This window comes from Phytohabitans aurantiacus, from assembly GCF_027923225.1.
GTDB classification, from domain to species: Bacteria; Actinomycetota; Actinomycetes; order Mycobacteriales; family Micromonosporaceae; genus Phytohabitans; species Phytohabitans aurantiacus.
Window position 1 is genome coordinate 19,508 of the sequence record NZ_BSDI01000058.1, and the last position, 26,274, is coordinate 45,781.

At 70.9% G+C, this 26,274-nt stretch carries 19 protein-coding genes; 7 read left to right on the forward strand and 12 right to left on the reverse strand.

Features of this window, described 5'->3' with window-relative positions:
- The first annotated feature begins 184 nt into the window (after positions 1-184).
- Together QMG73_RS37810 and QMG73_RS37815 are read left to right on the forward strand one after the other, a co-directional pair.
- A complete protein-coding gene (locus QMG73_RS37810; RefSeq protein WP_281903794.1) occupies positions 185-2,224 on the forward strand; it encodes an RICIN domain-containing protein in 2,040 nt (679 codons plus the stop codon).
- Entirely contained in the window at positions 2,209-2,745 is a 537-nt protein-coding gene (locus QMG73_RS37815; protein ID WP_281903795.1) for a hypothetical protein, read from the forward strand. Before QMG73_RS37810 ends, QMG73_RS37815 begins: the two co-directional genes overlap by 16 nt.
- Here the strand turns inward: QMG73_RS37815 and QMG73_RS37820 are convergent, their stop codons facing one another.
- The 8 genes from QMG73_RS37820 to QMG73_RS37855 form a co-directional block, all read right to left on the reverse strand.
- Positions 2,746-3,693 carry a nucleoside hydrolase gene (locus tag QMG73_RS37820; RefSeq protein ID WP_281903796.1) on the reverse strand — a complete coding sequence of 316 codons (948 nt, stop codon included), beginning with the start codon at positions 3,691-3,693 and terminating at the stop codon, positions 2,746-2,748. It lies immediately after the preceding gene.
- The gene (locus QMG73_RS37825; RefSeq protein ID WP_281903797.1) at positions 3,690-6,134 is read right to left on the reverse strand and encodes a beta-glucosidase; all 2,445 of its coding nucleotides are present in this window, start codon (positions 6,132-6,134) and stop codon (positions 3,690-3,692) included. The genes QMG73_RS37820 and QMG73_RS37825 overlap by 4 nt, the downstream gene beginning before the upstream one ends.
- Positions 6,131-6,958: an ATP-binding cassette domain-containing protein gene (locus tag QMG73_RS37830; protein WP_281903798.1), complete on the reverse strand. Its 828-nt coding sequence runs from the start codon at positions 6,956-6,958 to the stop codon at positions 6,131-6,133. Before QMG73_RS37830 ends, QMG73_RS37825 begins: the two co-directional genes overlap by 4 nt.
- Complete coding sequence (locus QMG73_RS37835) at positions 6,955-8,649, reverse strand: dipeptide/oligopeptide/nickel ABC transporter permease/ATP-binding protein (protein WP_281903799.1); 1,695 nt, start codon at positions 8,647-8,649, stop codon at positions 6,955-6,957. Before QMG73_RS37835 ends, QMG73_RS37830 begins: the two co-directional genes overlap by 4 nt.
- Entirely contained in the window at positions 8,646-9,587 is a 942-nt protein-coding gene (locus QMG73_RS37840) for an ABC transporter permease (protein ID WP_281903800.1), read from the reverse strand. Before QMG73_RS37840 ends, QMG73_RS37835 begins: the two co-directional genes overlap by 4 nt.
- Before the next feature lie 12 nt (positions 9,588-9,599).
- A complete protein-coding gene (locus QMG73_RS37845) occupies positions 9,600-11,129 on the reverse strand; it encodes an ABC transporter substrate-binding protein (RefSeq protein ID WP_281903801.1) in 1,530 nt (509 codons plus the stop codon).
- Between the two features lie 151 nt (positions 11,130-11,280).
- Entirely contained in the window at positions 11,281-12,306 is a 1,026-nt protein-coding gene (locus tag QMG73_RS37850) for a LacI family DNA-binding transcriptional regulator (protein ID WP_281903802.1), read from the reverse strand.
- A gap of 724 nt (positions 12,307-13,030) precedes the next feature.
- Complete coding sequence (locus tag QMG73_RS37855; RefSeq protein ID WP_281903803.1) at positions 13,031-14,245, reverse strand: serine hydrolase domain-containing protein; 1,215 nt, start codon at positions 14,243-14,245, stop codon at positions 13,031-13,033.
- A 74-nt stretch (positions 14,246-14,319) separates the two neighbouring features.
- On the opposite strand from QMG73_RS37855, the gene QMG73_RS37860 reads away from it, so the two are divergent.
- Complete coding sequence (locus QMG73_RS37860) at positions 14,320-15,393, forward strand: threonine aldolase family protein (RefSeq protein WP_281903804.1); 1,074 nt, start codon at positions 14,320-14,322, stop codon at positions 15,391-15,393.
- A 573-nt stretch (positions 15,394-15,966) separates the two neighbouring features.
- Here QMG73_RS37860 and QMG73_RS37865 read toward each other — a convergent pair.
- The 4 genes from QMG73_RS37865 to QMG73_RS37880 form a co-directional block, all read right to left on the reverse strand.
- Positions 15,967-17,541, reverse strand: a complete 1,575-nt coding sequence (locus tag QMG73_RS37865) for a right-handed parallel beta-helix repeat-containing protein (RefSeq protein WP_281903805.1) — start codon at positions 17,539-17,541, stop codon at positions 15,967-15,969.
- 82 nt (positions 17,542-17,623) lie between these two features.
- Positions 17,624-18,616 carry a polysaccharide deacetylase family protein gene (locus tag QMG73_RS37870; protein ID WP_281903806.1) on the reverse strand — a complete coding sequence of 331 codons (993 nt, stop codon included), beginning with the start codon at positions 18,614-18,616 and terminating at the stop codon, positions 17,624-17,626.
- A 55-nt stretch (positions 18,617-18,671) separates the two neighbouring features.
- Positions 18,672-20,330, reverse strand: coding sequence for a TPR end-of-group domain-containing protein (locus QMG73_RS37875; protein WP_281903807.1), 1,659 nt, complete (start codon positions 20,328-20,330; stop codon positions 18,672-18,674).
- A complete protein-coding gene (locus QMG73_RS37880; protein WP_281903808.1) occupies positions 20,327-20,953 on the reverse strand; it encodes an ArsR/SmtB family transcription factor in 627 nt (208 codons plus the stop codon). Before QMG73_RS37880 ends, QMG73_RS37875 begins: the two co-directional genes overlap by 4 nt.
- A gap of 106 nt (positions 20,954-21,059) precedes the next feature.
- Here QMG73_RS37880 and QMG73_RS37885 point away from each other — a divergent pair, with 106 nt between their 5' ends.
- The 4 genes from QMG73_RS37885 (at position 21,060) to QMG73_RS37900 (ending at position 25,458) form a co-directional block, all read left to right on the forward strand.
- A complete protein-coding gene (locus tag QMG73_RS37885; protein WP_281903809.1) occupies positions 21,060-22,016 on the forward strand; it encodes an ATP-binding cassette domain-containing protein in 957 nt (318 codons plus the stop codon).
- A complete protein-coding gene (locus QMG73_RS37890) occupies positions 22,013-22,804 on the forward strand; it encodes an ABC transporter permease (protein ID WP_281903810.1) in 792 nt (263 codons plus the stop codon). Before QMG73_RS37885 ends, QMG73_RS37890 begins: the two co-directional genes overlap by 4 nt.
- A 53-nt stretch (positions 22,805-22,857) precedes the next feature.
- Positions 22,858-24,027, forward strand: a complete 1,170-nt coding sequence (locus QMG73_RS37895; RefSeq protein WP_281903811.1) for a metal-dependent hydrolase family protein — start codon at positions 22,858-22,860, stop codon at positions 24,025-24,027.
- 588 nt (positions 24,028-24,615) lie between these two features.
- Entirely contained in the window at positions 24,616-25,458 is an 843-nt protein-coding gene (locus tag QMG73_RS37900) for a peptidoglycan-binding domain-containing protein (protein ID WP_281903812.1), read from the forward strand.
- Positions 25,459-26,274 lie beyond the last annotated feature (816 nt).

Genomic DNA, 26,274 nt, shown 5'->3' on the forward strand with positions numbered 1-26,274 from the left:
TAGTTCGCCGGCCAAACGCGAGAAATTCGCTGCCGTAAATTAAATCTTGCTTAGGTACGTCTTGCCAGCTTTGTCGGCGTCGCATCGATGGTTACCGTATCGCCCCGTGTCAGTACCTCACCCCTCGTCTTCCCAGCCCAGGCAGCCTCAGCCAAAACGGCGTCGGGGGCGCCGCATCGCGCTGGTGGCCACCGTCCTGCTCGGCGCCGGCGTGCTCGCCGTGCCGACCGCCCTCGGCAGTGCCTGGGCGCCCTGGAGCGATCCCGTCTCGACGTCCGGCTTCGGCCCCGGCGCCGACCCCATCAAGGCCGTACCGGCGGACGACCCGGCCGCTGGCCTGGTCTACCGCGGCCTGACCGCCGCCAAGAAAGGCTCGCCGTGTGCCGGCGGCTACGAGGTCGGCGACCGCAACACCTGCTCGCACGGTCCGGACGCCGCACCGCCCGGCCTGAGCGTCGCCGGTGACGTCGCGCCGATCGCCCCCGCGGCGCCCGCGCCGAAGCTGCCGAAGCGCGACAGCACCACGCCGAGTGAGAAGGATGTCGTACAGGACGAGGGCGGCTCCCTCGCCGGTGGCAGCGCCTTCAACGGTGGTGTGGCGCTCGCCGCGGACGCGGCACCGGCGGCCGCCGCCGAGGTCGGCCCGCACGGCGTGGTGTGCGACGGCGACGGCGTGTCCGGCAAGCGGGTACAGGTGCTGTACGTCTACGGCACCGGCACGGCGAGCCGGTTCGCCGAGTACCTCGCCTCGTTCCGCAAGTGGGCGGCCGGCGTCGACACCATCTACGACGCCAGTGCCCAGGAGACCGGCGGCTCCCGCCACATCCGGTACGTGACCACCGCCGACTGCGAGGTCGACGTCCGCGAGGTCGAGATCGCCGCCGCGTCGATGAACGACTTCAACGCCACCATCTCCGCGCTGAAGGGGCTCGGGTTCAACCGCACCGACCGCAAGTACATGATCTTCGGCGAGTCGCGTGTCTACTGTGGAATCGGCTCGTTCGCGGGCGACGACAGGGCCGGCACGGCTAACCGCAGCAACGGCGGTCCCTCGTACGGGCGCAACGACTCGGGCTGCTGGAACGCCGGTGTCGCCGCGCACGAGCTGGGGCACAACCTCGGCGCGGTCAACAACAGCGCGCCCAACTCCAGCAAGGCCGGGCACTGCGTCGACGAGTACGACGTCATGTGCTACAAGGACGCCGAGGGCACCGTACTGCGCACCGTGTGCACGGACCGGGCGCACGACCAGCGGCTCGACTGCAACCACGACGACTACTACCACTCCAGCCCGAGCCCGGGCAGCTACCTGGCGACGCACTGGAACGTGGCGGACAACCAGTTCCTGATCCGCGACCAGGGCACGACAACACCGACGCCGGCGCCCACCACCGCACCGCCGTCGCCCAGCCCGTCGACCCCACGCCCGCCGACGCCCACCCCGTCGGTGCCGGTGCCCACCACGGCCGCGCCGCCGTCTCCGACCACCCCGGCGCCGACCACTCCCGCGCCGTCCTCGCCGGCTCCGCCGACCGCGTCGCCCACCGCCACGGCGAACCCGGCCGGGACGCTGCGGATCAGCGACGTCACCGCGACGTCGGCCCGGCTGGCGTGGGACGCGGCGGCGGCCGGTACCCGGTACGGCGTGGCGCTGAACGGCCGCGTGCTCGGCTGGACCACGGCGACCGGCGTGCGCGTGACCGGTCTGCGGGCCGGCACCACGTACCAGGCGCAGATCGTGTTGCGGGGCACCGGTTCGGCCACCGTCCCGCACACCGCACCGGCGACCATCGCCACCCCCGCCGCGGCTCAACCGGCGGCCGGGTCCTGGTTCGTCCTCGGCAACGCGTTGACGGGCACGGCGGCCGAGTTGTACGGCGCGCGCACCGCTGACGGTACGCCGCTGGTGTCGCAGCGCCGCGCGGGCACCGCCAGCCAGCTGTGGAAGCTGGAATCGGCCGGTGACGACACGTTCCTGTTGCGGGCCAAGGCTTCCGGCAAGTGCGCGAGCGGGGCACCGGTGGCGGGCACCCCGGTGGTGCAGCAGGACTGCGCGTCGGCTCAGCGCTGGCGCCTGAAGCGGGCCGCGGACGGCACGGTCGCGCTGACCACGGCCTCCGGCGACCTGGTGCTGGGACTCGGCGGCCAGCGGTATGCCGGCCAGCGCCTGCTGGTGCTCCAGAAGCCCGGTGCGGCACGCTATCAGGCATGGGTGACTATGTGAGACTCAGCCGCGTTCTCGGGTTCGCGGCTGTGCTGGCGGCGGTGCTGGGCTTTCCCGGCACCGCCGCCGCGCACGCCACGGTCGCGCTCACCGTCAACACCGACGGGCGCGGCAGCGTCTCCGTAGACGTCGCCTGGTCCGACGGTCACCCCGTGACCGAGCCGATGGCGGCCACAATGATCGCGACCCCTGTCACGGCGACCGGTGCGGCGGGCGTCGGGCCGGTCGCGCTCACCCGGCTGCCCGGCCAGCCCACGGTCGTCTACTCCGGCACGCTGGCCGCTGGGGAGTGGCGGGTCACTGTGGACACCGCGCTCCCCGGCGTAGGACACTGCGAGGCGGTGGTCCGCGTCGATCCGGCGGGCACTCCGGCCAGTACCCCATGCGGCGTCACGGCCTCACCCACCGCGCAGGCGGCCGGTTCTTCCACCAACGTGCCGCTCGTGGTCGCCGGCGCGGCGGCGGCCTGCGTGGCGGTAGCACTCCTGGCCTTCCTGTACGTCCGCCGCCGCTCCCCCTGATCACGGGTGGGTCGTTAGCGCGAGCTTGGCGTACAGGTCAGTCAGCATCAGGCGGATGTCGAGGTGGGTGTAGACGCGCATCGGGCGGCCGCCGCTGTTCGGCCTGTACGTGCCGTCTTCGTCGAGGAACGGGGTGGGGCGCGCCGCGTACCGGCTGGACGACGGGTCGGGGTGGAAGTTGGACTGGAGCGTGGAGAGCAGCACCAGCGGGTTGTCGCCGAGGATGTAGGTCTCGCCCAGGTTGTACCCCGCCGAGCCGGCCAGCTTGCCGATCTCGACGAGCTGGTCGAACAGGTACGCGCCGATCCGGCCGGCCGGGCGCAGCTGGACGGCGAGCTCGGCCATCCCGGCCACCGCCTGCCGGTACGCGTCGCGCGGCACCTGCCACAGCGGGATCGCCGAGTCGTTGAACACCACCCGTGCCGCGATCGGGTCGATGTTGAAGTTGTACTCGGGGCCGGGCGTGTCCGGTGGCGGCGGCGCCAGGTCCGGGTGTTCGAGCCCACCGATCCAGATCGCGGTCAGCCGGCCGGCGATGCGCGGCTCCATCAGGTACGCGCTGGCCAGCTCGGTCAGCCCACCGCCGAACGTCACGTACAGCGGCAGTTCGGTGTCGGTGCGCATCGCCTCGGCGACGATGGCCTCGGCTCCGGCCGAGGGCCGCGGGGTCTTCGGGTCGGCGAGGCCCACATTGGACCCCGCGTATGCGGGCACGTCGCGGTCCAGTATGGACAGCACCTCGGTGATCCGCTGGTGCGACAGGTCCGCGGTCTCCGGGCTCGGCGCCAGCGGATCGCCCTCCTTCAGGTGCGAGCCGATGATCCCCCGCAGATCCGCGGACGGCGACAGGATCTGGTGGACCAGCTGCACCAGCCCGTCGGGGTCGCCACAGTAGTCGTTGTCGGTGATGACCCGGCAGCGCGGGCCACCGAAGGCCGGGAAGCTCATCGGATCTCCACCTCGTGCCGCAGCGGGGTGTCCACGACGGACCGTCCGATATGGAGCGTGAAGGCACCGGGCTCGGTGGTCCAGCCGCCGTCCCAGTGCTGGAACGCGCGTGGCCGTATGGTGACCGTGGCGGTGGCTTCCTCACCCGGAGCGGCGGTGACGGCGGCGAACCCGGCCAGCCACCGCGCCGGGCGGTCGATCGCGCTGCCGGGCCGGCTCGCGTACACCTGCACGACCTCGCGACCGGCCCGCTCGCCGGTGTTGCGGACCCGCACGGTCAGCACGACATCGCCGCTGGCCGCGACCTCACCTTCGCCCGCGGCATCGCAAGACATCGATGTGTACTCCCAGCTCGTGTAGCCGAGACCGTGGCCGAACGGGTATCGCGCCTCCGTACCGGCTCCCCGATATCCGATCGCCAGCCCCTCGCCGTACTTCAGCACGCTGTCGACCGGACGGGTCTGCGGCAGCCCCACCTCGGTTCGCGGCCACGTGGTGGGCAGCCGGCCACCCGGCTCGGTCAGGCCGAACAGCACGTCCGCCAGGGCGTTGCCGAACTCCTGACCCGGGAACCAGGCCAGCAGCACGGCCGCCACCTCGTCGGCCCAGGGCAGCAGCACGGGCGCGCCCGCGTTGACGACGACCACCGTCCGCGGGTTCGCGGCGGCGACCCGCCGCACCAGCTCGTCCTGCCGGCCGGGCAGCGCCAGCGACGTCCGGTCGAAGCCCTCGCTCTCCACCTCTTCGGTGGTGCCGACCACGACGACCGCCACGTCGGCGTCGCGCGCCAGCGCCACCGCGCGCTCGATCTCCTCCTCGTCGGTGCCGAACGGCGGGTCCACGTTGAACTGGAAGACGACGCCGAACCCGTCGGGCGCCCACTCGTAGGTGAGCACGACCTCGGCGCTCTCACCCGCCTCCAGGTAGACCGGATAGGTGCGCTGCGGCGGTGTCATCAGAGCCTCGGCGATGTCGGCGCCGGGACCCAGCACCAGTTCGTCGTCGAAGACCTCGGTGCCGCGTACGGCCAGCCGGAACCGCCCGACCCCGGAGCCGCCCACCTCGTACCGCCCGGCGGCGGTGGCCACGAGCGTGGCGTGCACCGCCACGTGCGTCGCCGGTGCGATGGCGGCACCGAGCCAGATGAACGCCCCGCCGGTGCGGTGCTCGGTCGCTACCACGGAGCCGTCAGCGGCGATGAACCGCAGCTCGGCACCGGGCCGGCCGTCGGGAGTACGCAGCCAGGTGGGACGCGCCACCGGAATCCTCGTGTGGGCGCGCACGCCCGGCGCGTGGGTCACCTCGACGCCCGCGCCGCGCAGGCCGTCCACAGCGGACACCACGTACGGCGGGAACACCGTCGCGCTGCCGCCGCCGAGCGTGCGCGCCACGTCGGCGTTCGGCCCGAGCACCGCGACGGTTCCCAGCCCGGTCGCGGGAAGCGGCAGCAGCGCACCCTCGTTGCGGGCCAGCACGAAGCCGGCGGCGGCCGTCTCCCGGATGCGCAGCGCGATCTGATCCGCAGTCAGCGCTGGCACGTCCGGGGCCGGCACATCGGTCAGCGCGCCCACCCGGGCGGCCAGCCGCAGCAGGCGCAGCACCTTGTCGTCCACGGTGGACTCGGCGACCTTGCCGGCCCGTACGGCGGCCACCAGGGCCTCGCCCCACGGCCCGTGCGGCCCGGGCATCACCAGGTCGAGCGCGGCATTCGCGGCCGGCTCGGTGGATCTGGTGGCGAACCAGTCCGACATGACGAGACCGTCGAAGCCCCACTCGTCGTGCAGGATCTGCCGCAGCAGTGGGCTCTCGGTCATCGTGGCGCCGTTGACCCCGTTGTACGCGGCCATCACCGACCACACGCCGGCCTCGCGCACGATCGCCTCGAACGGCGCCAGGTACAGCTCGCGCAGGGCCCGCTCGTCCACCTGGGCGTCGAGCGTCATCCGCTCGGTCTCGGAGTCGTTGGCCACGAAGTGCTTCACGGTCGCGCCCACCCCGGCGTTCTGGAGCCCCCGCACGTACGCGACGCCGATGCGGGCGGTCAGCAGCGGGTCCTCGCTGAAGCACTCGAAATGCCGCCCGCCGTACGGGGTGCGGTGGAGGTTGACCGTCGGCGCCAGCAGCACGTGTACGCCCTTGCGGCGCGCCTCGGCCGCGAGCAGCCCGCCGAGCGCCTCGACGAGGTCCTCGTCCCAGGTCGCGGCCAGCGCGGTCGGCGACGGCACGTTCGCGGACGGCTCGCGCTCGTCCCACAGCTCTCCGCGCACTCCGGCGGGGCCGTCGGAGACCACCAGCCGCCCGAGACCCGCGTCCGGCTCCGGGTGCAGCGACCAGAAGTCGGCGCCGGTCAGCAGGCGCACCTTCTGCTCCAGCGAGAGCCGGGCCACCCGGGTCGCGAGGTCGGGCTCGATTAACGGCGTCACGCCAGTTGGCAGAGTCATGCGCGTCCTTCCAGCAAAGCCAGCCGCTCGGCGCGCCGCCGCGCCTGCCGCTCCGGGTCGGGCACCGGCGCCGCGAGCAGCAACCGGCGCGTGTAGGGGTGTTCCGGGTTCTGGGTGACGGTCGCGGCGTCTCCGGTCTCGACGATCTCGCCCCGGTACATGACCGCGACCCGGTGACTGATGTGCCGCACCACGGCCAGGTCGTGGGTGATGAACAGGTACGCGACGCCGGTGCGCTCCTGGATCTCGATGAACAGGTCGAGCACGCGCGACTGCGTCGACAGGTCGAGCGCGCTGACCGGCTCGTCGCAGACGATCAGCCGCGGGTCGCGGGACAGCGCGCGGGCGATCGCGATGCGCTGGCGCTGGCCACCGGAGAACTCGCGCGGCAGCCGCTGCCCGGCGTCCGCGGGCAGCCGCACCTGGTCGAGCAGGTCGCGTACGCGCCGCTCGGCCTCCACCCTGGACACGCCGGTGACGAGCAGCGGCTCGGTGAGGATGTCCTCGACGGTCATCGCCGGGTTCAGCGACGTGTACGGGTCCTGGAACACCACCTGGATCTCGTCGCTGAGCGCGCGCCGTTGCGCCCGGTTGAGGGTCGAGATGACCCGCCCGTCGTACCGGATCGTGCCCCCGCTGACCGGTGCCAGGCCAAGCACCGCACGGCCGAGCGTGGTCTTGCCGGAGCCTGACTCGCCGACCAGTCCGAGGGTCTCCCCTGTGCCGATACTCAGGGAGACGCCTTTGAGCGCCCGGAACGGCGCCCGCCGCCAGCCCTTGCCGGGGTACTCCACGACGAGGTCGTCGATGTCGAGCAGGCTCATGCCATCTCCTCCTGCCGGGTGCGGGGCGCACTGTCCTCCAAAGTGGAGTCCAGCAGCATCCGGGTGTACGGGTGCTGAGGATTGGCGAACAGCTCGGCGACCGGTGCGGACTCGACGATCTGGCCGGTCTGCATGACGGCCACCCGGTCGCAGATGTCGGCGACCACCCCGAAGTTGTGGGTCACCAGGATCATCCCCATCCGCCGTTCGCTCTGCAGCGACCGCATCAGGTCCAGCACCTCGGCCTGTACTGTCACGTCGAGAGCGGTGGTCGGCTCGTCGGCGATGAGCAGGTCCGGGTCGCAGGAGACCGCCCCGGCGATGAGCACCCGCTGCGCCATGCCGCCAGAGATCTGGTGGGGATACGAGGAGTACACCCGCTCGGGGTCCTCGATGCCCACCCGGGCGAGCAGGTCGAGCGCCTTGCGGCGGGCGGCCGCCCGAGACAGCTTCAGGTGCCGGCGCATCGGCTCGGTCAGCTGGGCGCCGATCCGAAACGACGGGTCCAGGTTGGACATCGGCTCCTGCGGCACGTACGCGATCCGCCGGCCGCGCAGCTTGGGGACGGCCGCCCGGCTGAGCTGCTGGCCGTCGAAGAGAAGCTGGCCGGAAGACACGCGCGCCTCGGGCGGCAGCAGCCCGAGGATCGCGAACGCCGTCTGCGTCTTGCCCGACCCGGACTCCCCCACGAGTCCCAGCACCTCGCCCCGGCGTACCGCGAGCGAGACCCCGCCGACCACCTCCTGGTCGTACGCGACCCGCAGGTCCCGCACGACGAGCAGCTCGTCACCGTCGATGTGGATGGCAGGGCCAGCCATGGCAGCGGGTGTGGTGGGCGCGGGCGCCTTGTTCGAAGCGCGCCTGGACCCGTTCAGCGCGTCACGCAACGCGTTGCCCAGCAACCCGAACGCGGCCACCGTCAGCGCGACCGCCAGGCCCGGCCACAGCAGCAGGATCGGCTTCGTGTAGATGTTGGCGAACGCGTCGTTGAGCATCGCGCCCCAGCTCGCCTCGCTGGCCGAGCCGAGACCGAGGAACTCCAGTCCGGACTGGATGACGATGGCCAGGCCGAACATCTGCGCCGCCTGGATGACGGTCGGCGCGATGACGACCGGCAGGATGTGGCGGCGCATGATGCGGGCGTCGCCGAGGCCGGAGACCCGGGCGGCGTCCACATAGAGCTCTTCGCGCACGCTCGTCACCGACGCGCGGATGAGCCGGTAGACGCCCGGCGCCATCAGCAGGCCGAACACGACCATCGCCAGGTACATGTTCTGCCCGACCACGGCGAGCACGACCAGCAGTACGACGATCGCCGGGATCGCCATCAGCAGGTTGGCCGTCCAGCTCGCCACCGCGTCGAAGCCACGCCGGTAGTACCCGGCGATGAGGCCGGTCGGCACGCCGAGCGCGACCGCCACCGCGACCGCGACGAGCGCGCCGAGGAGGCTGGTACGCCCGCCGTAGAGCAGGCGCGCGAGCACGTCGCGGCCGACACCGTCGGCGCCGAGCGGGTGGTCGCCGCTCGGCGGCGCCAGAGTGTCCTGAAGGGACGATGTGTTCGGGTCGTGGCTGGCGAGCAACGGCGCTAGCACGCTCGCCAGCACGATGAGCCCGAGCACGGCCAGACAGACGATCGCGACCGGGTCACGCAGGAGGCGGCGGGTCAATCCTTGCCGGCGTTCGCTCACGAGACACGCACCTTCGGGTTGAGCCAGCCGTACGCGACGTCGATGAGCAGGTTGACCAGTACGACCATCAGGACCATCACCACGACCACGCCCATCACCATCGGCACGTCACCCTGCGACGCGGCCGAGTTGGCCTCGGTACCGATACCCGTCAGCCCGAACACCTTCTCCACCACGACCGCGCCGCTGAGCAGACCGATGAACTGCAACGACAGCACCGTGAGCGCGGGCGGGGCGGCATTGCGCAGCGCGTGCCGGAACAGCAGGCTGCGCTCGCTGACACCACGGCTGCGCAGCGTGCGGATGTAGTCCATCTTCAGCACGTCCACCATGGACCCGCGCACCTGCTGGGCGGTGGCCGCGATCGCGCCGACCGCGAGGGCGATGGCGGGTAGCGCGATGGACTGCGTCCACAGGCTCGGTGACTGTTCGAGCGGCACGTATCCCGTGGCCGGCAGCCAGCCCAGCTTCACCGCGACCACCAGCGCCAGCAGCAGCGCGACCAGGAAGCTCGGCACGGCGAACCCGAGGATCGCCAGGCCCTGCACGGCGCGGTCGAGCCAGCCGCCCCGGACCGCGGCCGCCACCCCGAGAGCGACGCTCAGCACCGCCGACAGCAGTAGGCCGGCGAGCACAATGGACAGTGTGACGGGCAGCTTGTTGCCCAGTGCCGAGGTGACGGGCTCGTTCGTGAACCACGAGGATCCCAGGTCACCTCGCACCGCGTGCGACAGCCAGTCCGCGTACCGCACGGGCAGCGGCCGGTCCAGGCCGAGCTCGGCCGCCTTCTGGGCGACCTGCTCGTGGCTGGCGGTCTGGCCGGCGATGGTGCGCGCCGGATCCTGACCGGTGAGGCTCATCAGTCCGAACGTCAGCGTGGCGATCACGAGTACCAGCACGACGCCCGCGACGACCCGGCGGACCAGGAACGCGATCATCGCCGACCTCCCTCAGTTCGCCGGCTTGAAGTTGTAGATCGGCGGTACGGCCGCGTACGCCTGCGGCGTGACCGTGACACCCTTCGTGGTCACGTACGCGTTCTCGACGAAGTCCCACGGTGCGTTCCACGCCTGGTCGACCATCATCGTGTTGATCTGCTTGAACAGCGCGGCCTGCGCGTCGCCGGTGGCGTTCTGCGCCTGCTGGATGAGCCCGTCGACGGTCGGATCGCTGTACTTGAACGGGTTCCACAGCGAGTCCTTCTGGCCCTGGATGACGATGGTGTCCCAGGGGCGGAATGACGCGAGCACGAAGTACGACATCGCGTACTTGCCGGCCAGCAGCGAGGAGATCAGCTGGTCGACCGGGATCTTGTCGATCTTCACCTTGACGCCGATGTCGGTGAGCTGCTGTGTCATCAGCGCCTGCTGCGACGGGAAGACCGCCGACACGTCCGGCATCGTCACCTCGAACCCGTTCGGGTAGCCCGCCTCGGCCAGCAGCTGCTTGGCCTTCGCCGGGTCGTAGGTGTACTTCTGGTTCAGCGACGCGTCGAACGCCGAGCCGGTCGGGTTGAACACCTGCGCGGTCGGCTCGCCCAGGCCCTGCTTGGCGGTCTTGACGATCGCGTCCCGGTCGAAGGCGTAGTTGAGCGCCTGCCTGACCCGCGGGTCACCGAGCGCCTTGACCTTCGTGCCGCCGCGATCCCAGATGTAGAGCCCCTCGACGTCGCCCGGCGTGTACTCGCTGACCGTCAGGCCGCTGCTCTTGGCGGGTGCGATGTTCTGCGCGTTGGTGAGCACGGCGCCGTTGACCTGGCCGGAGCGCAGCGCGTTGAGGACGGCTGTCGGGTCGGTCAGCGGCTTCAGGACGATCTTGTCGAACGGGAACGCGGACGTGTTCCAGTAGTTCGGGTTGCGGACGAAGGTGTACACGCTGCCGGCCGTCGTCGCGGCCTTGTCCAATGTGTACGGGCCGGAGCCGACCGGCTCGTTCTTGAGGGTGCCGGCCTGGATCGCCTTCGGGCTGGCCATCATGCCAGCCACCGAGCCCAGGTTCGCGACGAAGGACGGGTCCGGCGCCGACAGCGTGATCTTCGCGGTGCTGGCGTCCACCGCCTCCACGCTCTTGACGACCTTGAGCTGGCCGGCCGCCTCGTTGGTGCCGGTCTGGGTGTGCGTGAGGTTCGCCTTGACCGCCTCGGCGTCGAACGCGGTGCCGTCGGTGAACTTCACGTCGGTGCGCAGCTTGAGCGTCAGCACGGTGTTCGTCGAGTCGTAGCTCCACTCGGTGGCGAGGTTCGCGACCGGGTCGGCCTTCGGGTCCAGCCGCAGCAGCGAGTCGTACACCGGCTGGTAGTACTGCGTGTTGTTGCCGAGGCCGGCGTCCTTGAGGTCCCACGGCTGGGCCTGGACGAGCGGGGCGAGAGTGAGAGTGCCGCCGGTGGCTCCTCCGGAACCGCCGGCGCTGCTGCCGCCGCCGCATGCCGCGGCGAGGAGGGTGACGGCGGTCGCGGCCGCCGCGAGGGAAAGCCTTCGCATGGGTACTCCGCGCGTGTCAGGTCGAGTAGAAGGGCCCCCGTGAGCGTTACTGAAACGATGAAGTGATTCGTATCCGTAAGCTAGCTCCGGCCAACCGGAAGGCGCAAGAGTTAACGAGGATTTGATCGCGCTGTGCGAATGCTGTGACAGGTCAGGCGGATTCGCGGATCACCAGCGTGATCGAGTCGGAGCGCGGCGGGCTCGGCGGCCGCTTGCCGGCGATGCCGCTGACGATCATCTCTGCCAGATGGGCGCTGACCAGGCCGACGTTGTTGTCGATCGTGGTCAGCGGCGGGTGCGCGAACCGCGCGAGCGGGATATTGTCGACCCCGATCACGGCAAGGTCCGCCGGCACCGACAGGCCCACCTCGCGGACGCCGGCCAGCAGGGCGAACGCGGTCTCGTCGTTGTAGGCGCAGACGCCCGAAACCCGCGGCTCCGCCTCCCACCAGGCCCGCACGGCGGTCGCCGCCGCGCCGGTGTCCAGCGGCACCTCGTACACGATGGGCAGGTCGAGCCCGAGCTCCACGCACGCCGAACGGGCGCCGTCGAGCCGCAGGTCGTAGAAGGCGCGGACGCGCGGGTCGCCCGGGCCCGCGTACCCGATGTGCCGATGCCCCCGGGCCGCGAGATGCTCGACCTGCATGCGCCCGATGAGGTGTTGCGGCACCGCGAGAGTGTTGTCCTTGTCTGAGCTGGGACTCAGCAACGCGCCGAACACGTGGATGCCCGCCGCGATCATGGCGTCCCGGTCGCGCGGGTCCAACTCGACCAGGACGACGACCGCCGCCGGCATCATCTCCTGCCACAGCACCGACAGCGGCGTGTGGCGCTCGCTGCGGGAGACCAGCGTGAGCCCGCGCGGCTCCAGCTCCTCGGTCAGCCGTTCCACGATCGAGGCCACGGTGGCGCCGATCGGCACATCGGGGATGACCATGAGGACGAGGTCGCTGCGACCGCGGCGCAGCGCCCGCGCGGCGGCCGACGGCTTGTACCCCAGCCGGGCGACGGCCGCGTGGACGCGCTCCCGGGTGTCTTCGGGGATCTTCTGGTGCGGCACGTTGTTGAGCACGTAGCTGACCGTGGTCGGCGAGACCCCCGCCTCCCGGGCGACGTCGGCCGCCGTGACCCGGCCATGCCTGCCCGCCATGCCCAGATCCTCCCAACCCTCACCCATCCACGCCACTGAATCGTAACAGTAAACCACCGCCCCACCACTCCCCCGCCCCACCGCCCGCCCGCCGTCCGCCACCACCCCACCACTCCCCCGCCCTACCGCCCGCCCGCCGTCCGCCTCCGCCCTCGCGGCCGCGCTGCCCGTCACGCCGCCCCGCCGCCCCGCACGGAGCCCCCGGCGCCGCGCGCCCCTTCTGCCCTGTCCCGCCTCGCGACACCCGCCCGCCGCGCCCGCCGCCCGCCCCTTCCGCCGATCAAGGGCAAACGCACGCGCTTTGATCTCCAATCCACGCGCAGGCGCCGCCCGGCGAGCACGGCACGGCGTGTCGCCACACCGCCTACGCCGATCAAGGGCAAAGGCACACGGTTGGATCTCTTTTCCGCGTGCATTCGCCCTTGATCCACGCAAACGCCCTTGATCGGCGGGGGCGCTGCCGGCCGTCGACGAGGCGCTGCCGGCCGTCGACGGAGGGCTGCTGTCCGTCCGGCGCTGCCGTCCGTCCGGGGGCGCTGCCGGACGTTGGCGGCCGCTGAAACAGCATGGATTCCGAGCTGCCGCGGCGCCCGTCGCGGTCCGTGCCCGTGGCTCCCGCGGCCTCACCCTTCGCGTGCCCACGACCCACCCGGGCACCCGCACGGGGTTGACCGTGAATCGCGGACGGTGAGGCCGCGGGAGCAGCGGCATGGACCACGACGGGCGCCACGGCAGCTCAAAAATCGGCTTGCTAGCCGATGATCAGGCGCCTCGCCTCCTGCATCAGCACCTGGCTGACGGGTGGGTTGACGGTGATGTCGCCGTGGTTGCTCAGGATGACGACGACCCAGCCGGTGTCGAGGTACATGTCGATCGACGTCGCCGCGCCGGGCGATCCGCCGCCGTGCCCGATGATCCGCTGTCCGCGGGTGATCGACGCGATCGGCCCGTACGCCTGGTGCGGCGGGATGGCACCAGGCGGGGTGCCCGGGTTCCTCGGGAGCGGGTGTTTACCGGTCACGGCGAGCGTGGTGTATGCCGGGCCGAGTAACCGGTTTCCCGTGAGCGCCCGCGCGAACCGCGCCATGTCGCGCGCGCTCGCGAACGCGTCGCCGGCCGGCTCGCCGATGAACCCCGCCCAGAACAGGTCCGGGCGTTCGAGCGTGTCGACTCGCTCCCCTGTGGACAGTAACGCGTACGGGCGGGCGATGCGGTCGTCGGTCAGCCGCTGCGGCAGCGTGTAGTAGTCGGTGCGCGTCATGCCCGCGGCGGCGAAGACGTGCTCGCGGATGTAGTCGTAGAACGGCTGGCCCGACACCGCCTGCACGATCGCGCCGAGCGTGACGAATCCCGAGTTGCTGTAGTCGTGCCGCGTGCCGGGTGCGAAGCGCAGTTCCGTCTCGCGAACGACACCCATGATGCCGTCCAGCATCGCGGCGCCGCTGGTCCACGATGCCACGTTCGCGCGAAACTCCTCCGAATCCTGGAAGTTGCCCATCCCCGACGTGTGGGTGAGCAGGTGGTGCACAGTGACAGAGCCGGCCACGGAGGCTGGAAAGCCGTCCAGGTAAGCGCCGATGGTCTGTCCGAAGTCGACCTGGCCTCGCTCGGCGAGCTGGGAAACGGCGATGGCGGTGAAAAGCTTGGCCACGGACGCGAGCGCGAAGGCCGTGTCGGGCCCGTTGCGCACCGACGTGCGCGCGTTGGCCATGCCGTACGCCCGTTCGAGCACCGTCTTTCCCTTGTGTGCCAGCAACACGGTGCCGGACAGCCGCCCCTCCGCCGCGAGCTGACTGAGCCGCCGGTCAAACGCGCCGCCCGGCCGCAGGTCCCGCGGCACGCGGTCACTCCCCGCGGCGGTACCCTCCGCTCGGACCGGCGTCGCACCCGCGAACACACCGCTAGCCACCACGGGCGCCACGCCCAGTACGCCGAGCGCCGACCGGCGCGACAATAGAGATTCCATGTCCCGATGCAACACTCCGGCGTGTTTCGCGAGCGTTATCGTCACCCGTAACAACGGACCCGAAGGGTTGTGGCATGGATCCCGTCGAGGTGCGGCGCTCCTGCCGCCGTTTCCTGAGCGCCCCGCCGCGGCACAACATGCGCGAGCGACTGCTCGCGCTGGCCGCCCGGCCCGAGGCCGACAGCGACACCGTCGACCTCTACGGTGACGGCGGGCCGGTCGCCGCGGTCGAATCCCGGGTCGCCGAACTGCTCGGCAAGCCCGCCGCCCGCTGGGTCTCCACCGGAGTGATCGCCCAACAGGCGGCGCTGCGCACCTGGGTCGAGCGCACCGGACGCGCGGTCGTGGCGCTGCATCCACTGAGCCACCTCGACCGTGACGAGGGCTCCGCCTACGAGCGCCTGCACGGGTTGCGCCCCCTGCGGGTCGGCGACCTGACGCCGTACACCGTCGATGATCTCGAAGCGACGGGCGAGACACCCGGCGTGGTGACGGTCGAACTGCCGCTACGCTACGCGGGCCTGCTGCTCCCCGACTGGGACGACCTGGTGGCGATCTCACAGTGGTGCCGCGAGCGCCGGATCCCGCTGCACTTCGACGGCGCCCGGCTATGGGAGTCCGCGACCCACTACGGGTGGAGCCTCGCGGAGGTGGCCGCGCTCGCCGACTCCGTGTATGTCTCGTTCTACAAGGGAGTCGGCGGGTTGGGCGGGGCCGCGCTGGCCGGCGACCCGCGTTTCCTCGCTGAGTGCGCGCCATGGCTGGTGCGGCACGGCGCGCAGCCCTTCCACTCGTACCCGTACGCCCTGGCCGCGCTCGACGGTCTCGAAAACAGACTGCCCAAGCTGGCCGCCTTCAGGCAGCGGGCGATCACTCTCGCGGCGGCCATCGGCGAAATCGACGGCGTCTTCGTCACCCCGCGGCCGCCACACGTCAACGGCTTCCACGTGTACCTTCCCGGCTCGCCCGACGCGCTGCGAGAGCGGCACCTCGAATGCGCCGCCGAGCACGGCGACTGGCTCTTCGGCTTCTTCGCGCCCACGTCTGCGCAGGGCCAGTCGGTCGTGGAAATCCGGGTAACCGAGTCGACGGCGGCCTTCACCGACGCCGAAGTCGTCCACCGCATCGGCGCGATACTCGGCCGCTGACCGTCTGTCGGCGCCCGTCCGTCCACATAGGCCCAGCAAGATTTGAGCTACCGCGACGCCCGTCGCGGTCGATACCGTCGCTCCCGCAGCCTCGCCCTCCGCGCTTCCACAACCCGGACCTCGAGATGCCGCCGCACCCCGACTGTGTCGTTTTGCTGCCCCTGGAGGGGCACCTGGTCACCACAGTCGCCGCCACGACAATCGGCGTGGCGTGGCGTGGCAGCGCAGCCCGACGCGGCTGGGCGGCGCGGTACGGCTGGGCGGCGCGGCGCCGCCGGGCAGCGCGGTGCGGCGGGGCGGCGTGTCCGGGCTCGTCGATCAAGGGCGTTCGCATCGATCAAGGGCGAACGCACGCGGAAAGAGATCGAACCACGTGCCTTTACCCTGGGACGAAAGAGATCTCCGGGGTGTGAGGCGGCGTGCCGCCGCGCCCTGCACGCCGATCAAGGGCAATCGCATGGATCAAGGGCAAAAACACGCGGAAAAGAGATCCAACCACGTGCATACGCCCTTGATCGGCGCGCCGGGCGTGGAGCGCGGCGGACGTCGCGGTAGCTCAAAGTCCGGAAGCTCTTAGAAGCGGGCGCCGACGTCGGCGCCGTTGGACGGGCGCAGGAAGGTCGAGGACGGGATGGAGCCGTCGGCGTTGCGCGGGCCGGTGATGGTGCTGGGGTCGGTACTGGCCAGCGTCCAGGTGCCGCCGATGTCCCAGGAGTTGCCGCTGCCGCTGGAGTTGGTGCCGTAGGAAACGGCGGTGCCGTTGGCGACCGCGAGATTCTTGTTCAGGGTGCTGTCGGAGCGGTCGAAGTCGAACCCTGTGCCCGGGTTGTCCCAGGCGGTGCAGCGCTCGATCAGGTGCTGGCCCGGGTTGTTGTTGTCGATGAAGCCGCTGACCGCGTTGTCCCAGGTCATGGAGTTGCGCACGGTGTGGTTGCCGACCACCGCGTTGCCGCCGAGTTTGAAGCCGTTGCCGTCGCCGGTGTAGTTGGGGATGTTCCAGCGGTTGAAGCCGTTGCCCCAGGCGAGGCTGTTCTCCACGAGGATGGGTGAGGAGAACATCCACCAGTCCAGGCCGTCGTCCGAGTTGTTCCACAGCCGGGCGCCGCGCACGACGTTGCCGGTGCCGGAGCCTTCCTTGATGGCCAGGCCGTCGGCGCTTTCGCCGTTGCTGCGCGGGTCGCGGTTGCCGTACGAGTCCAGGTTGATGATCTGGTTGTTGCTGGACGTCAGGAACAGGTGGAAGCCGGACTCGTAGTTGTCTCGGGTGACGAGGCGCTCGTAGTAGTTGTTGCTGGAGTCCAGGCCGAAGACGCCGTACGGGCCATGGATGATCTCCAGGCCGATCAGCCGCCAGTAGTCGCCCTCGATGTGGATGGCGCCGCGTTCGGGCCGGGGGATGCTGGAGTCGACCGCGCCCGGCGTGTACGGCATGTTCTCGCCGTCGAGGATGACCCGCTCGGTGCCGTAGTTGCGCATCGTGATGGGCTGGCTCGCCGTGCCGTTCTTGAGGATCTGGATGTTGGTACTGGGCGCGTAGGTGCCGCCGCGGATGTAGATGGTGTGGCCGGGCTGCGCCAGGTCGACCGCCCGCTGGATGGTCGCCAGTGGCGCGCTCAACGTGCCCGTGTTGCTGTCGTTGCCGTTGGTCGCCACATAGAGGGCCGCCTCGGTGACGGCGCCGGCCTCGAAGTCCACATAGTCCACATTGGGCAGACCGGCGGCGGTGGTCGGGTTCAGCCGGATCGTGTTGGCGCCCGCGTTGACGGCCACGGTCAGCGTCTTGGTGACCCAGGTCGACCACGCGCCCGTGCCCTCGAACGACGGCGACTGGGCGGTCACCCCGTTGACGAGCAGGTTGGCCGGGCGCGCGCCGGTGGTCCCGTTCGCGAACCGTACGCCCAGCGTCGCCGTGCCGGCGGCCGAGGCGGTGACGGTGAACTGCGCGTATCCGCTGGTGGAGTTGGCGCCGTTGCAGAAGCCGCTGCCGGAGAAGCCTGCCCAGTTGGAGTCGATGGTGCCGGAGCACACGGCTGGGGAGGTCTCCGCCTCGTACCGGGCGGGTGCCGCGTGCGCCGCGGATGCCGGCATGGCGAGCATCGCGGCGGTGAGGCCGATGGCTGCGACAGCTACAGGAAAGCGCTTACCCATAGACGCGCATCATAGTGACGGCACTCATCGCGGTCAATGCCGGTCTGGCGGGGCCGAGAGGAGCCCGACCCCGCCGGCTCGGTCAGCTCGTCGCGCAGGTGGCGCTCGGCAAGGTGGTGTTGCCGTTCTTGAAGAGGGTGATGCCGAAGCTGTTGCCGGCTCCGTTCGGCCGCGCGGTCAACGTGCCGGTGGTGCCGCTGACCGTCGCGTTCCAGCTGTTCTGCAGGCTCTGCCCGCCGTTGAGGGTGATGCGGACGACCCAGGCGCTGCTGCCGCTGACCGACAGGTTCACGTTGAAGCGGTCGGTCCACTCCTGGCCACGGCTGACGCTCACCGTGCAGGAGCCACCGCCGGGCGGCTGGGTGGAGCTGCCGGGCGGCGCGACGGCACGGCCGGTACTGGCCGAGATGTGCCCGGTGCACAGGTTGCGCGACTGGAGGTCCTGCAGGATGCCCGGCAGCGCCTGGATCGTGTTCTGCGGCCAGTCGTGCATGAGGATGATCTGCCCGTTGGTCAGGCGGCCGGCCGCCTGGCGGATCTGGGCGGCGCTGACGTTGTTCCAGTCCTGCGAGTCGACGTCCCAGATGATCTCGCGCAACCCGAGCGACGCCTCGACCTGCCGGAGGGTCGCGTTGGTCTCCCCGTACGGCGGGCGGAAGAGGTTCGGCGTGACGCCGGCGGTCTGCTGGATCGCCTGCTGGGTCCGGCTCAGCTGAGACTGCATCTGGCTCTGGGTCATGGTGGTCAGGTGCGGGTGATCCCAGCTGTGGTTGCCGATCTGCAGGCCGGCGTTGCGGTACGCCTGCATGAGCGACGGGTTCGCCTGGGCGTTCGAGCCGGTCGGAAACACCGTCGCCGTCGCGCCGCCCTGCCGTAGCGCGTTGATCAGCTGGTTCGTCGTGGAGCCGGTGGGCCCGTCGTCGAACGTCAGGGCGACATAGCCGGCCGAACAGTTGGCGGCCAGGGCCCGGCTCGCGCCGGTGGTCGTGTTTGCGCTGGCGGCGCCGGCCAGCACCGTGGCGGTGATCGCGGCCGCGCTGGCGCAGGCGACACCGATGAGCAGTCTGATCCGCATTGACCTACCCAATCGTGAGGAGTACTCAAGCCTATCGATATCTCCACGAGGATTGTCAAGCAACTTCCGGGAAGTTTCCGGAAGTTGAGCTGAGGTGAGCGACGATCGCATCCATCGCCGGGTCGCGGCCCGCGCGGTAGGCGGCGAAGGTGGGCGGCGCGTAGATGTCCGGCGCCAGGGCCGCGCGCCGGTCGATCGGCCAGGACGTTTGCCAGTACAGGTCGGAGACGTTGACCTCGACGCCGCTGTACGGCAGGCGGAACGGCACGGTTTCGCCGACGAAGTTCGGGCTGGAGCCGGTGGGTTCGCCGACGAACACCGCCTGGGTGTGGCGGTCGAGCAGGGTGGCGGTGTTCTGCGCGGCGGAGAAGGTGTTTCGGCCGGTGATGACGAACAGGCCGCCGCGCCGGTTGACCCGGTCGCGCCGGATGACGTGGTGGACGAGGGGTTCGGCGAGCAAGGTGTTGCCGCCGCCGTTCCACCGCAGGTCGACGACGAGGGGCGCGGCGTGCTCGTCGACCGCGGCGAACAGGCGCTCGTAGAACGTGGCCAGCGGCTCGCCGGGCTTGTCGAGGATCGCGTTGAACTGGAAGTACACGAGGTTCTCGGTCGGCAGGTACTCGAACCAGTAACGGTCGTCGACATCGCGCAGGTAGGCGGGGCCATCGGTGAGGCGCAGTGACGTGGGCGAGCGCCTCGGCCACGGGTGCGGTTCCGCGGTGGGCTCGGCGGCCAGCGTCACATCGTCGACGCCGCCGTCTGTCATGCGGAGCGTCAGCGTGACCTCGCCCGGATCGCGGGCGACGCCAACGGCGTGCAGGAACACGGGTTGGCGCATCCAGACCGGCGCGTTCGCGACCGGCCCGTACTCGTTGTCGCGGGTCAGCAACGGGTCCAGGGCCTCGATCACCTCGGGCACGGGCCGGCCGTCGACGGCGAGGACCCGCGCGCCCAGCAGGTTTTCGTGACGCGGCTCGGCCTGCGGGATGAACAGCCCCTCGTCGAACTGGAAGAACCAGACCGGCAGGCAGCGCGACCATTCGGCAAACGCCTGCCTGGTATCGATGCGGGCGTGGCCGTCGCCCAGGCGCCGCAGCAGCCGCCACATCCCGACCACGATCCGCGCGTCGGAAAGGTCGGGGATGGCGCGGTCCAGGTCGTCGACGGCGGCGTCGAGGGCGGCGTCGACGACGTCCCGAAACGGTGTGCGGCGCTCGATCTCACGCCGCAACACCCGCAGGTCACCGCGCCATCCGTCCACTCGCGACAGTTCACTGTGGTCGCCGCCGCCGAGCAGGTCGCGCAAGCGCGGGTCGTCGCGCAGTGCCGCCAGGTCCGGGTCGGTGGCGAGCCGGTCGAGGTCGCGCAACTGCCGGCGCAGCGCCGTCGCCAGCGCGGCCAGCGCGCGCTCGGTGTCGCCGAGCCGAGCGTGACAGCAGGCGATCCGGTACCAGATCTCGCCCGGGAAGATCGAGGCGAGCGGGAGGCGCTCGGGTCCGCGTACCGGCCACACGCCGAGCGCTTCGGCCCGCTGGTAGGCGACCAGCGCGCCGGCGTGGTCGCCGGTCGAGAACAACGCCTGGGCCAGGCGGTCCCAGTAGACGCCGTTGACCGGGTTCAGGCCGACGACCGCCTGCCATTCGCGTGCGGCCCGCGGCCAGTCCTCCGATCGGGACACGCGCTCGGCCCGCGCCACCATGTCCAGCTGGTTCACGCGTCGCCTCCCTGGACGGTCTTCGGGAGCGGGGCTGTCTTCGCTGACGGGGCGGTCTTCGGCGGCGGCGCTACCGAGGTGGCGAAGAAGATCCGCACCTCGCGTGCGCCGTCAGGGATCGCGTCGCGGTCGGTGGCGCGGTGGGCGAAGCGCCGCGTGACCTCGTCGAGGGCGGCGGTCACCTCTCGCAGCTCATCCGCCGTCAGCGCGGTCGTCACGCCCCGGAAGCTCACCGCGTCGCGCCACTGCGCCGGCTCCAGGGCGTGCCGGCGAAGGCGCGCCTTCATCCGGTCGAGCTCATGGTCGAGGAACACCTCGGTGGCGGCCTGGGCGGCCAGCTCGCCCTCGACGCCCAGGCCCTCCCCCGACAGGTTCTGGTTGACGCTGGTCAGGCGCCACGGCTTCTCCCGGCCGGGCCCGCTGGGCGCCTGCTCGACGAAGCCGTACTTGGCCAGGATGTTCAGGTGGTAGGAGCAGCTCGCGACGCTCTCGCCGAGCTCGTCGGCGCATCGGGTCGCGGTGGCGGTCTGCTCGCGCCCCACCAGGTCGATCAGCTTCCACCGCAGCGGGTGGGCCAGCGCCCGCAGGGCCTTGGCGTTCCGCGCGTGTTTCTCCTCCGGCATGGTCAGCAAGATATCTTGCTCAAGAAATCTTTGTAAAGGAGTCTTGATATACCTGTCGGGCAATAGTGGCCCGTCCGGGGCAGCCACGTGGGGCAAGGTGGCTGTCATGACGCACGCGATTTGGGCAGAAGGGCTGGTCAAGCGGTTCGGCGGAACGACCGCGCTGGCAGGGGTCGACCTGGCGGTCCGGACGGGCACCGTGCTGGGCCTGCTGGGACCGAACGGCGCCGGCAAGACGACCGCTGTCCGGGTACTGGCAACGCTGTTGCAGCCGGACGCCGGGCACGCCACGGTGGGCGGCTACGACGTGGTGCGCCAGGCGCATCAGGTGCGCCAGCTCATCGGGATGACGGGCCAGTACGCCTCGGTCGACGAGACGCTGACCGGCGCGGAGAACCTGCTGCTCATCGGCCGGCTGCTGGGCGTACCGAGGGCGCAGGCCAAGGCGCGGGCTCGCGAACTGCTGGCCCAGTTCGAGCTGACCGGCGCCGCCGGCCGGGCCGCGAAGACATACTCCGGCGGCATGCGACGCCGCCTCGACCTGGCCGCCAGCCTGGTCGGCAGGCCACCGATGCTGTACCTGGACGAGCCCACCACCGGCCTCGACCCGCGCGCCCGGGCGGAGCTGTGGGAACTGATCCGCGGCATGGTGGCCAGCGGCGTGACGGTGCTGCTCACCACCCAGTACCTGGACGAGGCGGACGAACTCGCCGACGAGATCGTGGTCATCGACCACGGGCGGGTCATCGCCACCGGTACCCCCGACGAGCTGAAAGCCAAGGCCGGCGCCCAGACCCTGGCCGTCAGGCCGGCGGACGCGTCCCACGTGGCCGTGGTGGCCGACGTGGTGCGCGAGCTTTCCCGCGGCGAACCCGAGGTGAAGGGCCAGCTGGTGACGGTGCCGGTGGCCGACCCGGCGGTACTGCCGGGCGTGGTGCGGCGCCTCGACGACGCCGGCGTCGTGGTCACCGAGCTGGCGCTGCGCAGCTCCAGCCTCAACGAGGTGTTCCTGTCGCTGACCGGGCACGCGGCCGAGGAGCCATCCGAAGGGAGCGAGTCATGACCACCGCGACGATCGAGCCACGGGTGACCGTGGGTGACGGATTGCGGCAGACGCTCACCCTCGCCTGGCGCACGATCGTGCAGGTCCGCCACAACCCGTGGGAGCTGGGCGACTACAGCATCCAGCCGATCATGTTCGTGCTGCTGTTCACGTACGTGTTCGGCGGCGCCATCGCCGGCTCGACCGGCGACTACCTCACCTTCGCGCTGCCCGGGATCATCGTGATGAACATGCTGTTCGTGACGATGTACGTCGGCACCGGCCTCAACACCGACCTGACCAAGGGCGTGTTCGACCGGCTGCGCTCGCTGCCGATCGCCCGCTGGGCACCGCTGGCCGGCCGGATCCTCGCCGACCAGGTCAAGCAGGCGTGGTCGATCTTCCTGTTGCTCGTGGTCGGCATGATCCTGGGCTTCCGGATCGGCACCAACCTGGCCGGCCTGCTCGCGGCGGTCGCACTGCTCCTGACGTTCGCGCTGGCCTTCTCCTGGGTGTCGGTACTGGTCGGCGTGCTGGCCAAGGACCCGGAGCGGGTGCAGCTGTTCGGCTTCACCGCGCTGTTTCCGGTCACCTTCGTCAGCAACGTGTTCGTGCGCACCGACACCATGCCCGGCTGGCTGCAGGCCTGGGTGAAGCTCAACCCGGTCACGCACCTGGCCGACGCCGCCCGCGGCCTCATGGTCGGAGGGCCGGCGGCCGACTCGGTCGTCTGGTCCCTGGTGTGGGCGGCCGCGATCGTCGCCGTGTTCGCCCCGCTGTCCGTGTACGCCCTGAAACGCCGCGTGTGATCAGATCATCGCCGACGCTCTCGTAAGCACCCCGCCGAAAGGTACATCCCCGCATGCTGGCGATCCGCGCGGCCCGGCTGTTCGACGGCCTCGACCCCGTTCCGGTCGAAAGACCCGTCCTTCTCGTCGCCGACGGCCGCGTCGCGGCCGTGCGACCCGGCGGCGAGGTGCCCGCCGGCGCCGGCGTGGTCGACCTACCGGACGCCACGCTGCTGCCCGGCCTGATCGACGCGCACACCCACCTGGCCTTCGACGCCAGCGCCGACCCGGTCGGTTCGCTCGCGGCCGCGAGCGACGCCGAGGTCCTCGACCGCATGCGCCGAGCAGCCTGTACCGCGCTCGCGGCGGGCATCACCACGGTGCGTGACCTCGGCGACCGCGGCTACCTCGCGCTGCGCCTGCGCGACGAGCTCGCCCGGAACCCCACCGCCGGTCCCGACGTGCTGGCCGCCGGACCGCCGATCACCACACCCGGCGGCCACTGCTGGTACCTGGGCGGCGAGGTGACCGGGGTCGACGGCATCCGGGACGCGGTGCGCGCCCGCGCCGAGCGCGGCGTCGACGTGGTCAAGGTGATGGCCAGCGGCGGCGAGATGACGCCCGGAACGCACGCCCACGTGTCCCAGTTCGGCCCGGACGAGCTGCGCGCGGCCGTCGAAGAGGCGCACCGGCACGGGCTGCCGGCCACCGCGCACGCCCACAGCGGCCAGGCCATCGCCGACGCCGTCGCCGCCGGATTCGACTCGATCGAACACTGCTCGTTCATGACCGAGGACAGCGTCGAACCGCTGCCCGACGTCATCGACGCGATCGTCCGGAGCGGCGTCGTGGTCTGCGCCACCGTGGGCGTACTGCCCGGAGGCGTGCCGCCGCCCCGGATCGCCGCGCGGATCGAGGAGTTCAACGCGCTGTTCCGCCAGATGAAGCAGGCCGGGGTCACGATAGTGTGCACCAGCGACGCCGGTATCGGGCCACCGAAACCGCACAACGTCCTGCCGTACTCGGTGATCATGCTCGTCGAGACCCAGGGCTGGTCGCCTGCGGAGGCACTGGAGGCGGCCACGTCGCGGGCGGCGCGGCTATGCCGTATCGACGACCGCAAGGGCCGCCTCGCACCAGGACTCGACGCCGACATCCTCGCCGTCACCGGCGACCCACTGACCGACCCGCGGGCGCTACTCAACGTGGCAGCCGTATTCCACAAAGGCCACCGCACCCACTAACCCACCCCACCGCGCCACCCGCCCTCTCCCCCGCCCCGCCCCGCCGCCCGCGGCTCGCGCTCGGCGCCGCCCGCGCTCGTCCCGCCGCCCGCTGCTCGCGCTCGGCGCTGCTCGCGCTCGGCGCCGCTCGCGCTCGGCGCGGCGATCAAGGGCGAACGCACGTGCTTCGATCTCAAAACCGCGTGCATTTGCCCTCGATCGATGCGATTCCCCTTGATCGGCGCGCGCCAGGCACCGCCCGCACCGCGCGCCGTCAGGCGCCGCACGTCAGGTGCGGGTCCGTCCGTCCACATAGGCGACCGGCTCCATGCGGCGTTGGTGGAGCGAGGTCGATGGCGTCTGTGGCGATGGCGGGCCGGCGAACTGGTTGTGTAGTCGCGGAGGGTGAGGCCGCGGGAGCAACGGGCATCGACCGCGACGGGCATCGCGGTAGCTCAAAACCCGATCCTGAACCTGATCCCGAAGGCTATCCAGACGCGGTCGAGGCAGCGCATGGCGAGGGCCGCATGAAACTTTTTGCCAAAAAGTGCCGGCAGCCTGTAGATTCCAGCCATCCGTGTTGGTGAATGCTAGAGAACGGAGTTCGGCATGGGTTGGACGAGACGACGTGTACTCGCGCGTGGAGCGGTCACGGCGGCGGCCGTCGGCACGAGCACGATGCTCGCCACCGAAGCGCTCGCCCTCCCGGTCGTCGACATGGAGATGGTCCTGCTGGCCGCCCAGGTCGACCCGCCGAAGGCCGACACCGGCCTCACGCCAGGTGCCAGCGGCCACGTCATCGAGGTCGAGCGGGCGCTGAACGCCAAGGGGCTGCTCACCTCTGGCGCCGTCGACGGCCATTACGGCACCTCGACCATCTCCGCGTACGCCGCGTGGCAGCGCTCCCTCAACTACACCGGCATCGACGCCAACGGCATACCCGGACCCACGTCGCTGACGTCACTCGGAAGCGGCCGGTTCACCCTGACCAGGACCGTGTCCACCGGTTCGCGCACCGACACCTACGGCGGCGGGCGGGTCAACACCCGCACCCGCAACATGTTGGCGGCCGCCGACGCCATGCTCTCGTTCAACCTGGTCCTCTCGCAGGGTTCATACACCTCGTCGAACCCCAGCTCCGCGGGCACCCACGACGGCGGCGGAGTCGTCGACATCTCGGTGACGAGCATGACCACCACCCAGCGCTGGGAGACCGTGCGAGCCCTACGCACTGTCGGTTTCGCCGCCTGGCTGCGCAACCCGTCTCAGGGCTCGTGGCCGTACCACATCCACGCCGCAGCCGTCTCCGACCCGGACCTGGCATCGGCCGCCCGCAACCAGATCCACGACTACTACTTCGGCCGGAACGGCCTGGCCAACCACGCCGCCGACGACACACCGACGGCCTACCGCGTGGCCTTCACCTGGTGGGAGAAGTACCGCCGCGGATAACCTCCACGCAGCCGACCGGTGGCCAGCCAGCGGCGGCCACCGCCCGGTTGCTCATTCGCGTCCAGCGGTCGAGTGTAGGGACGTCAGCACTCTGTGCCCCACCAGCATTCGCGGATGCTGTTACAGTGCGCCACCTGAACCGGGTGATGGCGTAGCGGTGTGTTCGTGCAGCCCGGTTTGCACACGGCGGACGCGGTGGTCTTCGGCAGAACCATCGCGCGGAGCCGGTCTGCGACCGCGCCCACATGTTTCGTCATGGTGTAGACCGGCGTCTCCGGCGTCCGCTGTGGACGGACGCCGGAGCGCGCCTTGCTCTTGTACGTCGCGCAAGGCTGGCACGGACGCCGCCGGCGTATCGTGTATCCCGGCGGGAGCAGCCGCCCTGGGTACGGGATCCGGAAGGGCCGCGCCGAGGCATCGCCCGCTACAGCCTCGCCCGCCTCCACGCCCGCCTGCGGCGGCACGACGAGGCCGAAACCTTCTGCCGACAGGCCATCGACATCTTCACCGCGCTCGGCTCCGCGGGGTGCGCGCGAAGTAGCGACCAGGTCGAAGCCGGCTCGGAGCAAACGCCGCGGCCGCGTGTGGTGCTGTGTCCGCCTACCGTCGACGTCCGGACGGATACGGGGCCCGACGCCACCGACCCGCGGATACGGCGACCGCTGGCTTGCGGCGGCCGCGCCCACGCCCTCCGCAGACGCGGGACCTATTTTTTGCGGTATCGGCGTGTCGGCCGGCGTGTCGCCTGGCGGGGCAACGATCACCGCACAAACGTACGAGAATCAATGCGTGCGGGAAACGTTGGAGCAGCTCAGG

Excerpts from the sequence above, each read along its gene's own strand:
- QMG73_RS37895 (WP_281903811.1), top strand. The coding sequence starts at position 22,858 with ATGCTGGCGATCCGCGCGGCCCGGCTGTTCGACGGCCTCGACCCCGTT.
- QMG73_RS37880 (WP_281903808.1), bottom strand. The coding sequence starts at position 20,953 with ATGCCGGAGGAGAAACACGCGCGGAACGCCAAGGCCCTGCGGGCGCTG.
- QMG73_RS37820 (WP_281903796.1), bottom strand. The coding sequence starts at position 3,693 with ATGAGCTTCCCGGCCTTCGGTGGCCCGCGCTGCCGGGTCATCACCGAC.
- QMG73_RS37845 (WP_281903801.1), bottom strand. The coding sequence starts at position 11,129 with ATGCGAAGGCTTTCCCTCGCGGCGGCCGCGACCGCCGTCACCCTCCTC.
- QMG73_RS37840 (WP_281903800.1), bottom strand. The coding sequence starts at position 9,587 with ATGATCGCGTTCCTGGTCCGCCGGGTCGTCGCGGGCGTCGTGCTGGTA.
- QMG73_RS37825 (WP_281903797.1), bottom strand. The coding sequence starts at position 6,134 with ATGACTCTGCCAACTGGCGTGACGCCGTTAATCGAGCCCGACCTCGCG.
- QMG73_RS37900 (WP_281903812.1), top strand. The coding sequence starts at position 24,616 with ATGGGTTGGACGAGACGACGTGTACTCGCGCGTGGAGCGGTCACGGCG.
- QMG73_RS37890 (WP_281903810.1), top strand. The coding sequence starts at position 22,013 with ATGACCACCGCGACGATCGAGCCACGGGTGACCGTGGGTGACGGATTG.
- QMG73_RS37870 (WP_281903806.1), bottom strand. The coding sequence starts at position 18,616 with ATGCGGATCAGACTGCTCATCGGTGTCGCCTGCGCCAGCGCGGCCGCG.
- QMG73_RS37885 (WP_281903809.1), top strand. The coding sequence starts at position 21,060 with ATGACGCACGCGATTTGGGCAGAAGGGCTGGTCAAGCGGTTCGGCGGA.
- QMG73_RS37830 (WP_281903798.1), bottom strand. The coding sequence starts at position 6,958 with ATGAGCCTGCTCGACATCGACGACCTCGTCGTGGAGTACCCCGGCAAG.
- QMG73_RS37815 (WP_281903795.1), top strand. The coding sequence starts at position 2,209 with ATGGGTGACTATGTGAGACTCAGCCGCGTTCTCGGGTTCGCGGCTGTG.
- QMG73_RS37865 (WP_281903805.1), bottom strand. The coding sequence starts at position 17,541 with ATGGGTAAGCGCTTTCCTGTAGCTGTCGCAGCCATCGGCCTCACCGCC.
- QMG73_RS37855 (WP_281903803.1), bottom strand. The coding sequence starts at position 14,245 with ATGGAATCTCTATTGTCGCGCCGGTCGGCGCTCGGCGTACTGGGCGTG.
- QMG73_RS37850 (WP_281903802.1), bottom strand. The coding sequence starts at position 12,306 with ATGGGTGAGGGTTGGGAGGATCTGGGCATGGCGGGCAGGCATGGCCGG.
- QMG73_RS37860 (WP_281903804.1), top strand. The coding sequence starts at position 14,320 with ATGGATCCCGTCGAGGTGCGGCGCTCCTGCCGCCGTTTCCTGAGCGCC.